Consider the following 13471-nt stretch of genomic DNA (forward strand, 5'->3'; position numbering starts at 1 on the left):
GCCTATGTGCATCACATCTCTCAGCACGTTATTGCAAGGCATTGTAGCGGTTCCGTCGGTGTTCGATGTGACCATTCACGGTCTGAAAACCGACAGTCGCGAGGTCGCCTCCGGCGATGCGTTTATAGCCCTGTCGGGTGCCCGAACGCCTGCCGATTTTTATGTCGATAAGGCCATTGAGGCTGGCGCGACGGTTATTCTCCTCGAAGCCGAACAGGCCGGCGAGTGCACTGAACACCATGGCGCCCTGATTGTGCCCGTTGCCGGCCTGCGAAGCCTGGTGGGCCGAATTGCGGACCGGTTCTTTGAGCATCCTTCGCAACGGCTCCGCCTGATTGGTGTGACCGGGACCAATGGCAAGACGTCGGTCTGCCAGTATGTGGCGCAGCTGCTTAAAGAAACGGGGACCCCCTGCGGCATCCTGGGCACTTTGGGGTATGGCATGCCCGGTGCGCTTCAACCAGCAACTCACACCACGCCGGATGCGGTTCAGGTTAACCGGGTCCTGTCCCGGATCGTGAAGCAGGAAGGTCGCGCTGCTGTGATGGAAGTGTCCTCCCACGCACTGGATCAGGGCCGGGTGGACAACATCTCCATGACCGGGGCCGTGTTTACCAATCTGACCCGGGACCATCTCGACTACCACGGCTCCATGGAAGCATACGGCGCAGCCAAGGCCCGGTTGTTCGAGCGAGAGGAGCTGCACTTTTCAGTGATCAATTTTGACGATCCTTTCGGCCGGCAACTCTTCGAACAGCTGGACGGCAAATGTGATCGCGTGCGGTACAGCCTTCACGAGGCACAGACTGAACTCTGGTTGCGTGAGTTCCGGCCAACCGACGAGGGCTTTGAAGCTGACGTGGATGGCGAGTGGGGCAGGTTTGCTATCGCCGTTCCCCTGATGGGCAGCTTCAACGCGAGCAATGTTTTGGCGGCGATGGCGACAGTACTCACACTCGGTGTTCCGGTAGAGCGTGTTCAGCAGGCCACCGGCCGACTCACACCGCCCCCTGGCAGACTCGAAAGATTCGGTGGCGCCAATGGTGTCAGAGTGGTGGTCGATTACGCCCATACCCCGGATGCCCTGGCGAATGCCCTGGCAGCTCTGCGACCGCATGTGACTGGTGAGCTGATTTGTGTATTTGGCTGCGGCGGTGACCGCGATTCCGGCAAGCGTCCGGACATGGCTCGGGAAGCCGAGAAGCTTGCGGATCGCGTAGTGGTGACGGACGACAATCCCCGAAGTGAAGATCCCAAAGTAATTGCGCAGGATATTCTTGCCGGATTCTCGGATTCAGCAAAGGTGACGGTCATTCATGACCGGGCCGAGGCCATCCTGTCGACGATCCGTTCGGCCACTCCGAACGACCTCGTTCTGATTGCAGGGAAAGGGCACGAGGCTTACCAGGAAATCGCCGGCCAGAGATACCCGTTCAGCGATGCCGAGCAGGTTCGCCACGTCTTGAAACTCAATGGGGGTGTGGCATGATGCGCGCCTTTTCGCTGGCAGAAGCCAGGAGCTGGCTGGGTGCCGAGTGCACTTCGGGCAATCCTGCGTCAGTGAGCTTCAACGGGGTTTCCACCGATACCCGTACTCTGGAGCAAGGGCAGCTGTTCGTGGCCCTGCGAGGCGAAAATTTTGATGGCCACCGGTTCCTGCAACAGGCGCAGGACAAGGGCGCAGTTGGCCTGGTGGTTGACACGCCTGACAGCAGAATTGATCTGCCCCAGCTGGTGGTAGGCGACACGCTGGAGGCCCTGGCCCGGCTCGCGGCGGGCAACCGTGAAGAAAGCAAAGCCGGCATTCTTGCGATCACCGGTAGCAGTGGCAAGACCACGGTCAAGGAGATGTGCGCCGCCATTCTCTCGCAGATGGGCAAGACGCTTTCGACAAAAGGCAACCTGAACAATCACATCGGTGTGCCGCTTACGCTGTTCGGCCTCTCTCCGGAACACCAGTATGGCGTGATTGAACTGGGTGCCAGCGGGCTGGGTGAAATTGCCCATACCGTTTCCCTGGCGAAGCCCCGCGTAGCCATTCTCACGAATGCTGGCGAAGCCCATCTGGAAGGGTTTGGCAGTTACGAGAATATTGTTCTGGCCAAGGGCGAAATCATTGATGGCGTCGCGGCAGATGGGCTGATGGTGCTCAACCGCGACGACCCGGCTTTTGAGCAGTGGCGAACCCGTGCCGGCGCCCGCCGTGTCGCCGGAGTCAGCCGTCTTGGTGCCGAAGCGGATTATCACGCGGTCATCGAAAACCAGGACGCCGGAACCAGAACCATTCAGGTGAGCGGGCCGGATGGCTGGCAGTGCCGGGTGACACTGGGACTGGAAGGCGATCACAACATCACCAACATGCTGCTGGCCATTGCTGCCACCCGCGAGCTGGGTGCCAGTGATCAGGCGATTGCTGTCGGGTTGGCCAGTGTTGCGCCGGTGAAAGGGCGGCTTCAGGTTCTGAAGCTGTCGCCGGAACTGACGTTGATTGACGACAGTTACAACGCCAACCCGTCGTCCATGAAAGCCGCGCTCGGGGTTCTGGCCCGGCGCGAGGGGCAGAAGATTGCGGTACTTGGCGCCATGGCAGAGCTTGGCGCTGAGGCAGGGGCATTGCATCGGGAGGTCGGAGAGTGCGCGAGGGAGCGCGGTATTGACCGACTGATCACTGTGGGCCCGGGTTGTGAAGGTTATGCCGACGGGTTTGGAGAGTCCACGGAGCTTGGGCTGAGCCATGAGCAGGCCGTTGAATCGGCTGTTGGAGATAAAAACACACCGTTGACAGTGTTGGTCAAGGGTTCTCGGAGTTCCGCCATGGAGCGTGTGGTGGAGGGAATTAAAGAAAAGGTGAATAACTCATGCTGCTCTGGCTGACAGAGGTCCTATCACAGTATTTCTCGGCACTGACGGTGTTTCAGTACCTGACCCTGCGTGGAATCCTGGGCACACTCACCGCGTTGCTGATTTCGCTGATCATTGGCCCGGTGATGATCCGCAAGCTGAGCCAGTACCAGATTGGCCAGGCGGTAAGGGATGACGGTCCCCAAACCCATCTCAGCAAAGCCGGCACGCCGACCATGGGTGGCGCGCTGATCCTGGTGGCCATCGGTATCAGTACGCTGCTCTGGGCCGACCTTGGTAACCGCTATGTCTGGGTTACCCTCCTGGTGACGCTTCTGTTCGGTGCGATCGGCTGGGTCGACGACTATCGGAAGGTGGTGGAGCGCAACCCGAGAGGTCTGCCGGGCCGCTGGAAATACTTCTGGCAGTCCGTCATTGGCGCCACGGCGGCGGTGGTGCTGTTCTTCAGCTCGGCGTTGCCGCAGGAGACCTCTCTGTACGTGCCGTTTGTAAAGCAGGTGTCCCTCACCCTTGGCCCGGTATTGTTCATCCTGCTCAGCTACTTCGTCATTGTTGGTAGCAGCAACGCGGTCAACCTTACTGACGGTCTGGATGGGCTCGCCATCATGCCCACGGTCATGGTGGCCGGCGCACTCGGCATCTTCGCGTACCTGTCCGGGCACGCCCAGTTCGCCAACTACCTGCTGATCCCGCATCTTCCGGGCACCGGTGAGCTTATCGTTTTCTGCGGTGCCCTCGTCGGAGCCGGACTTGGTTTCCTCTGGTTCAACACCTACCCGGCCCAGGTATTCATGGGGGATGTGGGCGCTCTGGCCCTTGGCGCAGCTCTGGGTGTGGTCGCGGTTATTGTTCGCCAGGAAATTGTCCTGTTCATCATGGGCGGGGTGTTCGTGATGGAGACCATATCGGTGATCCTGCAGGTTGCGTCGTTCCGCCTGACCGGCCGACGGATCTTCCGCATGGCGCCGCTGCACCACCACTTTGAATTGAAAGGCTGGCCGGAGCCGAGAGTGATTGTCCGGTTCTGGGTTATCACCGTCGTTCTGGTCCTGATTGGCATCGCCAGTCTGAAACTGAGATAGGAAAACGCTGCAACTATGAGTGTCATTGTTTCGGATCGTCGCACACTGGTCGTAGGGCTCGGTAAAACCGGGCTTTCCTGCGTGCGCTATCTGTCCGAACAGGGGCGGGACGTAGCTGTGGCCGATAGCCGCACGGCTCCTCCGGGCCTTGATCAGCTTAAGGCAGGCTGGCCGGATATTCCGGTCCATCTGGGCACCTTTGACAAAGAACTGTTTGCCGGTTTCAACGAGTTGGTGGTGAGCCCCGGGATCAGCATCGCGGAGCCTGCCATTGCAGCCGCCGCACGCCAGGGAGCAAGAATCCGCGGTGACATTGATCTGTTCGCCGAGGCTGCTGATGCGCCCATAGTCGCCATTACGGGCTCCAACGGTAAAACCACCGTTACCACCCTGGTGGGTGAAATGGCGAAAGCCGCGGGCCGGAAAGTTGCTGTCGGCGGCAACATCGGCACACCGGCGCTGGATCTTCTGGGTCAGGGCGCCGACCTGTATGTACTCGAGCTGTCGAGTTTCCAGCTGGAAACCACCGATGAACTGAATGCTCTGGCGGCGACGGTACTGAACGTCAGCGACGATCACATGGACCGTTACCCGAACAAGATGGCCTATTTCCAGGCCAAACAGCGGATTTTCCGGGGCTGCAAGAACGCCATTGTTAATCTGGACGACGCCCTTAGCACCCCCATGGCACGGGACAACCTGAGGTTCCTGTGTTTCGGTTTTCACCGGGTGAACCCGGAAACCTTCAGCACCCGGGACGATGACCAGGGCACCTGGATTACCTTTGGTTTCGATAACCTTCTGTTGGCCAGCGAGCTGAAGCTGATGGGGCATCACAATATCAGCAACGTGATGGCCGCTCTGGCACTTGGCCATGCCGCCGGGCTGCCCATGGATGTGATGCTGACGGTTGCCCGTGAATTTCCAGGGCTGCCGCATCGCTGCGAGTTTGTGCGCCGCCTGAACGACGTGGATTTCATCAATGATTCCAAGGGCACCAATGTCGGAGCCACAGTGGCCGCCATTGAAAGCCTTGCACCGGACAATGGCAAAGTCGTGTTGATCGCGGGTGGTGACGGCAAAGGTGCCGATTTCACCGCTCTGGAAGCGCCCATAGCCCTGTATTGCCGGGCTGTGCTGTTGATTGGTCGCGATGCGCCGGCCATCGCCGATGTGCTGGGCAGCGGTATCCCAGTTCATCGCATGGGTAGCCTCGCCGAGGCGGTCGACCGTTCCGCTGAGCTGGCGGTGCCCGGGGATCGGGTATTGCTTTCGCCGGCCTGCGCGAGCTTTGACATGTTCCGTGATTATCTCGATCGCGGTGACCAGTTCCGTTCTCTGGTGGAGGCCCTGTGATGCACGCAGATCTTTCCCTCCGGAACCGGAATCAATGGCTTGGTGAAGTCCAGCCTCTGCCCATGCTGGTGATCAGTTCGGTCGCCTTGCTGGTGATGGGCGTTGTCATGATTTCCTCGGCATCCATGGATATGGCTGCTGAAACCATGGGTAACAGCTACCACTATGTGATTCGCCAGCTGATGTTTGCCGGTCTTGGTTGCCTGCTGGCGCTGGTCGCCGTCAACGTTCCGGTAGCCTGGTGGGAGCGCAGTGGCTGGCTGCTCCTGGGCATCGGGCTGCTAGCTCTTGTTCTGGTACTTACGCCTCTGGGACGTACCGTTAACGGCTCCACCCGCTGGATCCCGTTTGGTCTGTTCAACGTCCAGGTGTCGGAAGTGGCAAAACTCTGCCTGATTGCTTACCTGGCAGGTTACGTGGTCCGTCGCCGGAACGAACTGCTCAATACCTGGTCCGGCTTCCTCAAGCCACTGGTTGTTCTTGGTCTGGCCTCGGTTCTGCTGGTCATCCAGCCGGACTTTGGTGCCACTGTGGTCCTGGTGACAGCAGCGGCAGGCATGATCTTCCTGAGCGGTGTGCGGCTTAGCCGGTTTGTACCCCTGATCGGTACACTGGTGGTTCTTGGTGCCATTCTGATCGTTACCCAGCCCTACCGTCTGAAGCGGGTCGTCAGCTATCTCGACCCCTGGAAAGACCAGTTCGACAGTGGTTACCAGTTGACCCAGTCGCTGATCGCGTTTGGTCGCGGGGACTGGGGCGGTGTAGGACTGGGCAATTCCATCCAGAAGCTGTTCTATCTGCCAGAGGCCCACACCGACTTCATCTTCGCCATTATCGCCGAGGAATTCGGTCTCCTGGGATCCTTGTTGGTACTTAGTCTGTTCACCCTGCTGGTGGTGACCGGGTTCGTCATTGCCCGCCGGGCCGAGAAGGCGGATATGCCGTTCGGCGCCTGTTTCGCCTATGGGCTGACCCTGCTGATCGGCTTGCAGGCAGGGATAAACATGGCGGTCAGCACCGGGCTTCTGCCCACCAAGGGGTTGACTCTGCCGCTGGTGAGCTACGGTGGATCCAGTTTGATGATTACCTGTATCTGCATTGGCGTGCTTGCCCGTGTGGAGATGGAGCGCCTGGATCAGGAAAAGCTGGCCCGAGAGAAAACCGGTCCGAAGACGCGGGGAGGTGCGGTGTATGACTGAACAGCGTCGCTTCCTGATGATGGCCGGCGGTACCGGCGGGCACGTGTTCCCGGCCCTGGCGACGGCACGGGCACTTGAGGCTCGTGGTCACCAGGTGTACTGGCTTGGCGCCAGTGGTGGCATGGAGCAGAGGCTGATCGGGGAAACCGACATTCCACTGTCACTGATTCATATTTCCGGTTTGCGGGGCAAGGGCAAGCTTGCTCTGGTGCTGGCGCCGTTTCGTCTGATGCGGGCACTGGGCGAGGCGTTCACCATCCTGCGACGGATCCGCCCGGATTGTGTCGTGGGTATGGGTGGGTTCGTCACCGGGCCCGGTGGCGTGGCCGCCTGGCTGAGCCGGACACCGCTGGTGATTCATGAGCAAAACGCCATTGCCGGCATGACCAACCGGATTCTGGTGAGATTTGCAGAAACCGTGCTGGAGGCGTTCCCGGGCAGCTTCGGGCCGAAAGTCGTCACCCGCTGCACCGGCAATCCGGTTCGCGAGGATCTCGCGGCCCTGCCGGTGCCCGAACAGCGGCTGGCAGGGCGCGAAGGTGCCCTGAGGTTGTTGGTGATTGGCGGCAGTCTTGGCGCCCAGGTTTTCAACGAGCAGCTGCCCGAGGCGCTGGCCATGTTGCCGGAAGCTGATCGACCCTTGGTTCGCCACCAGTGCGGTGAACGTCACGCAGATGCGGCCCGGCAGGCCTATGAGCAACACGGGGTTGAAGCCAACGTGGAGCCGTTTATCAAGGACATGGCCGAAGCCTATCAATGGGCAGACCTGGTGCTATGTCGGGCCGGTGCGCTGACGGTTTCCGAATTGTGTGCGGCAGGCATCGGAGCGGTACTGGTGCCGTTTCCCCACGCCGTGGATGACCACCAGACGAAAAACGGTCAACAGATGGTGACGGCAAAAGCGGCCATCCTGATCCCCCAATCAAAGATGACCCCGGCGGTGCTGGCGGAAACCCTGGGCGATCTGGCCCGGGATCGCAGCCGGGTAACTGATATGGCGAAGGCCGCGCGAACGCTGGCCCGCCCTGATGCAACGGAGAGAGTCGTGAATTACTGTCTGGAGGCCGCCAATGGCTGATGCAACCAATCCACCCCTGGTCTATCAGGTGCCTGAAATGCGCCGGATCCGTCACATCCACTTTGTGGGGATTGGTGGTGCAGGGATGAGCGGCATCGCCGAGGTTCTCAAGAACCAGGGCTACGACGTTTCCGGATCGGATCTCAAAGAGGGGGCTGTGACGGATCGCCTCAAAGCGATGGGCGTTGAAGTCCAGATCGGCCACCGGGAAGAGAACAGCGCCAGTGCTGATGTTGTTGTGGTTTCTTCAGCGGTATCGGCGGAAAACCCGGAAGTCATGGCCGCTCGCAGTCGCCGGGTGCCGATCGTCCCCAGGGCAGAAATGCTTGCGGAAATCATGCGCTACCGGCACGGCATCGCGGTGGCCGGAACCCATGGCAAGACCACGACCACCAGCCTGATTGCATCCATTCTGGGCGAGGCGGGTCTGGACCCGACCTTCGTGATTGGCGGCAAGCTGAACAGTGCCGGCACCAATGCCCAACTGGGAGGGTCCCGCTATCTGGTGGCAGAGGCCGATGAGAGCGATGCGTCTTTCCTGCACCTGACGCCGGTGATTTCAGTGGTGACCAACATCGAAGCGGACCACATGGACACCTACGGCGGCGATGTCGAGAAACTGAAGCAGACCTTCGTGGATTTCCTGCACAACCTGCCGTTTTACGGTGTTGCGGTGATGTGTGTGGATGATGGTTACGTTCAGGAGATTATTCCCCGGATTTCCCGGGCGATTATTACCTACGGCATCGAAAACCCGGAGGCGGATTACCGGGCCGAGAGCATCAATTCCGATGGTTTGCGGACCCACTTTGTGGTGAAGCGTCCGGCCGGTCGTAGTGATCTGACAGTCGAGCTGAAAATGCCGGGCCGACACAATGTACTGAACGCGCTGGCGGCTATTGCCGTGGCCACAGACGAGGGCGTTGCCGATGATGCGATCTGTCGCGGACTGGCTGGCTTTGCCGGGGTCGGGCGCCGGTTCCAGGTTTACGGCGATTACAAGACACCCAAGGGCACGGTGACGTTGGTAGACGATTACGGGCATCACCCGACGGAAGTGGAGGCAGTTATTCGCGCGGCACACGATGCCTGGCCGGATCGTCGTCTGGTCATGCTTTACCAGCCGCACCGCTTTACCCGGACCCGTGACCTTTATGAGGACTTTGTCCGGGTGCTGTCGGAGGTGGACGGCTTACTGCTGATGGATGTTTATTCCGCCGGCGAACCGGCGATTCCGGGTGCCGACGGCCGGGCCCTGTGTCGCAGTATTCGGCAGCGTGGCCAGGTGGAGCCGGTCTTTGTCGAGGACAACCGTGAAATTGAATCCCTGCTGGCCAATGTCCTGCAGGATGGCGACCTTCTGATAACCCAGGGAGCCGGCGATATCGGTGGTGTGGCTTCGCGGCTGGCGGCCGCAGGAGTGATTGCGGGTGAGTGATATGCATCATACCGAAGCACAGACCTATCAGGCAGATCCCGAACTCGTGAGGGCGCTCGGAAGGGTTGCGGTCTTCATGGGCGGCGATTCCGCCGAGCGGGAAGTGTCCCTGAAGAGCGGCAAGGCGGTGCTGGCGGCGCTGGTGTCGGCCGGCGTGGATGCCTTTGCGATGGATGTCCGCGGCTGCTTGCTGAGAACCGTTGACAACCCTGATTTTGACCGGGTGTTCATTGCGCTGCATGGCCGGGGCGGCGAGGACGGTACCCTGCAGGCCATTCTCGCCCAGGCAGGTATTCCGTACACCGGCAGTGATGTGCTGGCCTCCGCTCTGGCCATGGACAAGCTCAGAACGAAATACGTGCTCGAAGGTTACGGCCTGCCAACGCCGAAGTTCCGGACCATGTCCGGTGCAGACCAGGCGAACCAGATTATCGGCGAACTGCGGGCGCCACTGAGCGTGAAGCCTTCCCGGGAAGGCTCCAGTATCGGCATCCGCAAAGTGTATACCGCGGCAGAATTGGCAGAAGCCTACGAAGCCGCGGCCGCACTGGACAGCCTGGTACTGGTGGAGGAGTGGATCGAGGGGCCGGAGTTCACCGTCAGTCTGTTGCAGGACCAGGCGCTTCCGGCCATTGGCCTGAGCGCCAGCACCGACCACGTCTTTTACGATTACGACGCCAAGTACCTGGCGGACGACACCCGCTATCAAATTCCCTGTGGCCTGGCGCCTGAGGATGAAGTTCGCCTCCAACACCTGGCACTGGATGCGTTCCGGGTTGTCGGCTGCCGGACCTGGGGCCGGGTCGACATTATGCAGGACAGCGACGGCCAGTTCTGGCTCCTGGAAGTGAATACCGTGCCCGGGATGACCGACCACAGCCTCGTGCCCATGGCGGCAAGGGCGGCAGGAATCAGTTTTGAGGAGCTCGTGGTCCGGATACTGAAGGACACCCTGGAGGGCGCCGATGCTTGAGACACTGCTGATCCGGAGCCGGGCGACACCGTCCGAGCCACCGCGGCGCCGGGGGGCAACGTCCCTCGGCCCTGAGCGGGACCGGTTTGGCGTGTTGAAGGGTGTGCTGGCGGCTGTGCCCTGGCTTCAGGTGGGCATGGGCGCCGTGATTGTACTGTTGGCCGCTCTGGTGCCCTGGGGTACCGGCAAGGTGCTGGGTGCCATGGATCAGCAGATCCTGGCGGTGGATGTAAAAGGCGATTTTGTGGGCGACAGCCGGGTAGCCATCGAGCGCGCTGCTGGCGACTGGATCGGCAAGAGCTATTTCGCCACGGATCTTTCGGAAATCAAGGAGAGCCTGGAGCGCCGGCCCTGGGTTGAGTCCGCCGCAGTGCGTCGGGTGTGGCCGGACCGGCTGGTCATCGACATCCGGGAGAAGAAGCCGCTGGCCTACTGGACCGACGGGCGCCTGGTCAGCCGGACCGGCGAGCTGTTCGCGCCGTCCAATCCGGAAGTTGCAGGTCGGTTGCCGCGACTCGCCGGGCCCGATGAAAGAGTGCGGGATGTGATCAATATGGCGCGGACCATGAGTGACAAGCTGGTTGCCCGGGGTCTCGGGTTTTCGGGCCTGGCTCTGGAACATCGGGGCGCCTGGACCCTGCAACTGGCCAATGGCATCGAAGTGGTGCTTGGCCGGGACCAGGTGGAACAACGGTTCGAGCGGTTTATCACGGTTTATGAAAACCGGCTGGCAGCAAGGTCGGACGAAGTCAGTCGGGTGGATGCCCGTTACACCAATGGTGTGGCGGTCAAGTGGAAAGCTGTTGAGACAGCCTCCAGCCCAAAATCATAGCAACGGTTAATTCAGACCTACGGTTTGGTGGAACACATGTCATCGGTTGAAACGGAAAACATGATTGTCGGCCTCGATATCGGTACCTCGAAGGTGGTTGCGATTGTCGGCAAGCGCAAGATGGACGGCACCATCGAAGTGGTGGGCATTGGTTCCCATCCTTCCCGGGGCCTCAAGCGTGGAGTGGTGGTAAATATTGAAACCACTGTCCAGGCCATTCAGCGCGCGGTGGAAGAGGCGGAGTTGATGGCCGGGTGCCGCATTCATTCGGTGTATGCGGGCATTGCCGGAAGCCATATCAAGAGCCTGAACTCCCACGGAATTGTTGCCATCCGTGATCGTGAGGTCACCCAGGCCGACATTGACCGGGTGATCGATGCCGCCCAGGCGGTTGCGATTCCTGCGGACCAAAAGATTCTTCACATTTTGCCCCAGGAATTCGTGATCGACAGCCAGGAAGGCATCAAGGAACCAATGGGTATGTCCGGCGTGCGTCTGGAAGCAAAGGTGCACCTGGTGACCTGTGCGGTGAATGCCGCCCAGAACATTGAGAAGTGCGTGAAGCGCTGTGGTCTTGAGGTGGATGACATCATCCTGGAGCAGCTGGCATCCAGTCACGCCATCCTCACCGAAGACGAAAAGGAACTCGGGGTCTGTGTGGTGGATATCGGTGGCGGCACCACCGACATTGCGGTGTTTACCGGCGGCGCTATTCGACACACGGCGGTGATTCCGATTGCCGGCGACCAGGTGACCAACGACATCGCGATGGCGTTGCGCACACCGACCCAGAATGCTGAAGAAATCAAGATCAAGTATGCCTGTGCACTGACCCAGCTGGCCGGTGCGGATGAAACCATCAAGGTGCCCAGTGTTGGCGATCGCGCGCCGCGGGATCTGTCCAGGCAGGCCTTGGCAGAGGTGGTGGAGCCGCGCTATGAGGAGCTGTTCACTCTGGTGCAGTCAGAATTGCGCCGGTCCGGGTTCGAGGATCTGATTCCGGCAGGCATCGTGATAACCGGCGGTTCCTCCACCATGGAAGGCGTGGTGGAACTGGCCGAAGAGATCTTCCACATGCCGGTAAGGCTGGCCTGTCCGCAGGCAGTCTCCGGCATGACGGAGGTGGTCAACAATCCGATCTACGCCACTGGCGTTGGGTTGTTGATTCATGGTTTCCGCCAGATGGATCTGGGGCGGGCACCGGTGCTCAAGGGTGAAGATGCACCCTCGCTGTTTGAGCGCATGAAAGCCTGGTTTACCGGTCATTTCTGACGGAACCGGGCAGGTAGTACACGAAGGTATCTCGAAAACACAATCTCGAACAAACAGCCTGGAACAAGGGCTGAAAACAGCACGAAGGAGTAGGGGAAATGTTTGAACTCGTCGATAATGTCCAGCAAAACGCTGTCATTAAAGTCGTCGGTGTAGGCGGTGGTGGCGGCAACGCCGTTCGCCATATGCTTAACAGCGACATCGAAGGTGTGGAATTCATCTGCGCCAACACAGATGCCCAGGCGCTGACCGATATGGATGCGCGCCAGATCATCCAGCTCGGTGGCAATATCACCAAGGGGCTGGGTGCCGGCGCCAATCCGGAGGTTGGTCGTCAGTCCGCCCTGGAGGATCGTGATCGCATCGCCGAAGCCATCAAAGGCGCGGACATGGTTTTCATTACCGCGGGCATGGGCGGTGGTACCGGCACCGGTGCTGCGCCGATCGTGGCGGAAGTGGCCCGTGAACTGGGTATTCTGACCGTTGCCGTTGTCACCAAGCCTTTCATGTTCGAGGGCGGGAAGCGCATGAGCGTTGCCGAATCCGGCCTGAAAGAGCTGGAAGAAAGCGTCGACTCCCTGATCACTATCCCCAATGAAAAGCTGTTGGCGGTTATGGGCAAGAAAACCAGCCTGCTGGATGCTTTTGCCGCAGCCAACGATGTGCTTCTGGGCGCAGTTCAGGGTATCGCTGATCTGATTACCCGCAACGGTATGATCAACGTCGACTTTGCCGACGTGAAGACGGTCATGTCCGAGATGGGTATGGCGATGATGGGCACCGCTCGCGCCACTGGCGAAAACCGTGCGCGGGAAGCCGCCGAAGCGGCCGTTCGCAGCCCGCTGCTGGAAGACATCAACCTGCAGGGTGCCAAGGGTATTCTGGTCAACATTACCGCGGGCATGGATCTCAACCTGGGCGAATTCTCCGAGGTTGGCGACATTGTGCGTGAGTTTGCTTCTGACTCTGCCACCGTTGTTGTCGGTACCGTCATTGATCCTGAAATGACCGACGAACTGAAGGTAACGGTTGTTGCGACCGGCCTGGGCGGTGATCGCGAGAAGCCAACAAAGGTTGTGGACAATACCCGCACTCTGGATGGAAAAACCGATTACAACCAGTTGGACCGCCCCGCTGTTCTGCGTCGCCGGGCCGTTTCTCACGGAAACGTGGCCATCGACCAGAGCAAGGACAGTGAGGAGCAGGGTGTCGACTATCTCGATATTCCCGCATTCCTCCGTCGGCAGGCTGACTGATAATCTGGTGCAATTGTGATCCGGTTCCGGTTTGTGTACGAAATATGGAACCCGAAAACCGGTAAATACGTGCACTGATTGCCATGGGTTGCGTGCTGGATGAACATTCAGCAACAACGGATT

11 protein-coding genes are annotated in these 13471 nt (G+C 60.0%); all 11 read left to right on the top strand.

Going from position 1 to position 13471, the window contains the following annotated elements; translation table 11 throughout:
* Positions 1-4: 4 nt before the first annotated feature.
* The 11 genes from ACO06L_RS18790 to ftsZ all read left to right on the top strand — a co-directional run bounded on the left by ACO06L_RS18790 (position 5) and on the right by ftsZ (position 13348).
* The gene (locus tag ACO06L_RS18790) at positions 5-1489 is read left to right on the top strand and encodes a UDP-N-acetylmuramoyl-L-alanyl-D-glutamate--2,6-diaminopimelate ligase (RefSeq protein ID WP_202347033.1); all 1485 of its coding nucleotides are present in this window, start codon (positions 5-7) and stop codon (positions 1487-1489) included.
* Positions 1486-2874: a UDP-N-acetylmuramoyl-tripeptide--D-alanyl-D-alanine ligase gene (locus ACO06L_RS18795; protein ID WP_064227006.1), complete on the top strand. Its 1389-nt coding sequence runs from the start codon at positions 1486-1488 to the stop codon at positions 2872-2874. The genes ACO06L_RS18790 and ACO06L_RS18795 overlap by 4 nt, the downstream gene beginning before the upstream one ends.
* Positions 2859-3944 (top strand): phospho-N-acetylmuramoyl-pentapeptide-transferase, encoded by a 1086-nt coding sequence (mraY, locus tag ACO06L_RS18800; RefSeq protein ID WP_064227007.1) that lies wholly within the window; start codon positions 2859-2861, stop codon positions 3942-3944. Before ACO06L_RS18795 ends, mraY begins: the two co-directional genes overlap by 16 nt.
* Before the next feature lie 15 nt (positions 3945-3959).
* Positions 3960-5300, top strand: coding sequence for a UDP-N-acetylmuramoyl-L-alanine--D-glutamate ligase (gene murD, locus ACO06L_RS18805; protein WP_202347034.1), 1341 nt, complete (start codon positions 3960-3962; stop codon positions 5298-5300).
* The gene (gene ftsW, locus ACO06L_RS18810; protein ID WP_202347035.1) at positions 5300-6499 is read left to right on the top strand and encodes a putative lipid II flippase FtsW; all 1200 of its coding nucleotides are present in this window, start codon (positions 5300-5302) and stop codon (positions 6497-6499) included. Before murD ends, ftsW begins: the two co-directional genes overlap by 1 nt.
* Entirely contained in the window at positions 6492-7577 is a 1086-nt protein-coding gene (murG, locus tag ACO06L_RS18815; protein ID WP_064227010.1) for an undecaprenyldiphospho-muramoylpentapeptide beta-N-acetylglucosaminyltransferase, read from the top strand. The genes ftsW and murG overlap by 8 nt, the downstream gene beginning before the upstream one ends.
* Positions 7570-9015, top strand: coding sequence for a UDP-N-acetylmuramate--L-alanine ligase (gene murC / locus ACO06L_RS18820; RefSeq protein WP_064227011.1), 1446 nt, complete (start codon positions 7570-7572; stop codon positions 9013-9015). Before murG ends, murC begins: the two co-directional genes overlap by 8 nt.
* 1 nt (position 9016) lies before the next feature.
* Positions 9017-9988 (top strand): D-alanine--D-alanine ligase, encoded by a 972-nt coding sequence (locus tag ACO06L_RS18825; RefSeq protein ID WP_202347205.1) that lies wholly within the window; start codon positions 9017-9019, stop codon positions 9986-9988.
* Positions 9981-10820: a cell division protein FtsQ/DivIB gene (locus ACO06L_RS18830; protein ID WP_064227013.1), complete on the top strand. Its 840-nt coding sequence runs from the start codon at positions 9981-9983 to the stop codon at positions 10818-10820. The genes ACO06L_RS18825 and ACO06L_RS18830 overlap by 8 nt, the downstream gene beginning before the upstream one ends.
* Positions 10821-10856: 36 nt before the next feature.
* Positions 10857-12092, top strand: a complete 1236-nt coding sequence (gene ftsA / locus ACO06L_RS18835; RefSeq protein ID WP_008176504.1) for a cell division protein FtsA — start codon at positions 10857-10859, stop codon at positions 12090-12092.
* Positions 12093-12190: 98 nt separating this feature from the next.
* The gene (gene ftsZ / locus ACO06L_RS18840; protein WP_008176500.1) at positions 12191-13348 is read left to right on the top strand and encodes a cell division protein FtsZ; all 1158 of its coding nucleotides are present in this window, start codon (positions 12191-12193) and stop codon (positions 13346-13348) included.
* Positions 13349-13471: the final 123 nt, after the last annotated feature.

The sequence above is a fragment of the Marinobacter sp. genome (assembly GCF_965229985.1).
GTDB lineage: Bacteria > Pseudomonadota > Gammaproteobacteria > Pseudomonadales > Oleiphilaceae > Marinobacter.

Bases quoted from the DNA above. Each gene is read 5' to 3' on its own strand.
- ACO06L_RS18790 (WP_202347033.1), top strand. From the start codon at position 5: ATGTGCATCACATCTCTCAGCACGTTATTGCAAGGCATTGTAGCGGTT.
- ACO06L_RS18795 (WP_064227006.1), top strand. From the start codon at position 1,486: ATGATGCGCGCCTTTTCGCTGGCAGAAGCCAGGAGCTGGCTGGGTGCC.
- mraY (WP_064227007.1), top strand. From the start codon at position 2,859: ATGCTGCTCTGGCTGACAGAGGTCCTATCACAGTATTTCTCGGCACTG.
- murD (WP_202347034.1), top strand. From the start codon at position 3,960: ATGAGTGTCATTGTTTCGGATCGTCGCACACTGGTCGTAGGGCTCGGT.
- ftsW (WP_202347035.1), top strand. From the start codon at position 5,300: ATGCACGCAGATCTTTCCCTCCGGAACCGGAATCAATGGCTTGGTGAA.
- murG (WP_064227010.1), top strand. From the start codon at position 6,492: ATGACTGAACAGCGTCGCTTCCTGATGATGGCCGGCGGTACCGGCGGG.
- murC (WP_064227011.1), top strand. From the start codon at position 7,570: ATGGCTGATGCAACCAATCCACCCCTGGTCTATCAGGTGCCTGAAATG.
- ACO06L_RS18825 (WP_202347205.1), top strand. From the start codon at position 9,017: ATGCATCATACCGAAGCACAGACCTATCAGGCAGATCCCGAACTCGTG.
- ACO06L_RS18830 (WP_064227013.1), top strand. From the start codon at position 9,981: ATGCTTGAGACACTGCTGATCCGGAGCCGGGCGACACCGTCCGAGCCA.
- ftsA (WP_008176504.1), top strand. From the start codon at position 10,857: ATGTCATCGGTTGAAACGGAAAACATGATTGTCGGCCTCGATATCGGT.
- ftsZ (WP_008176500.1), top strand. From the start codon at position 12,191: ATGTTTGAACTCGTCGATAATGTCCAGCAAAACGCTGTCATTAAAGTC.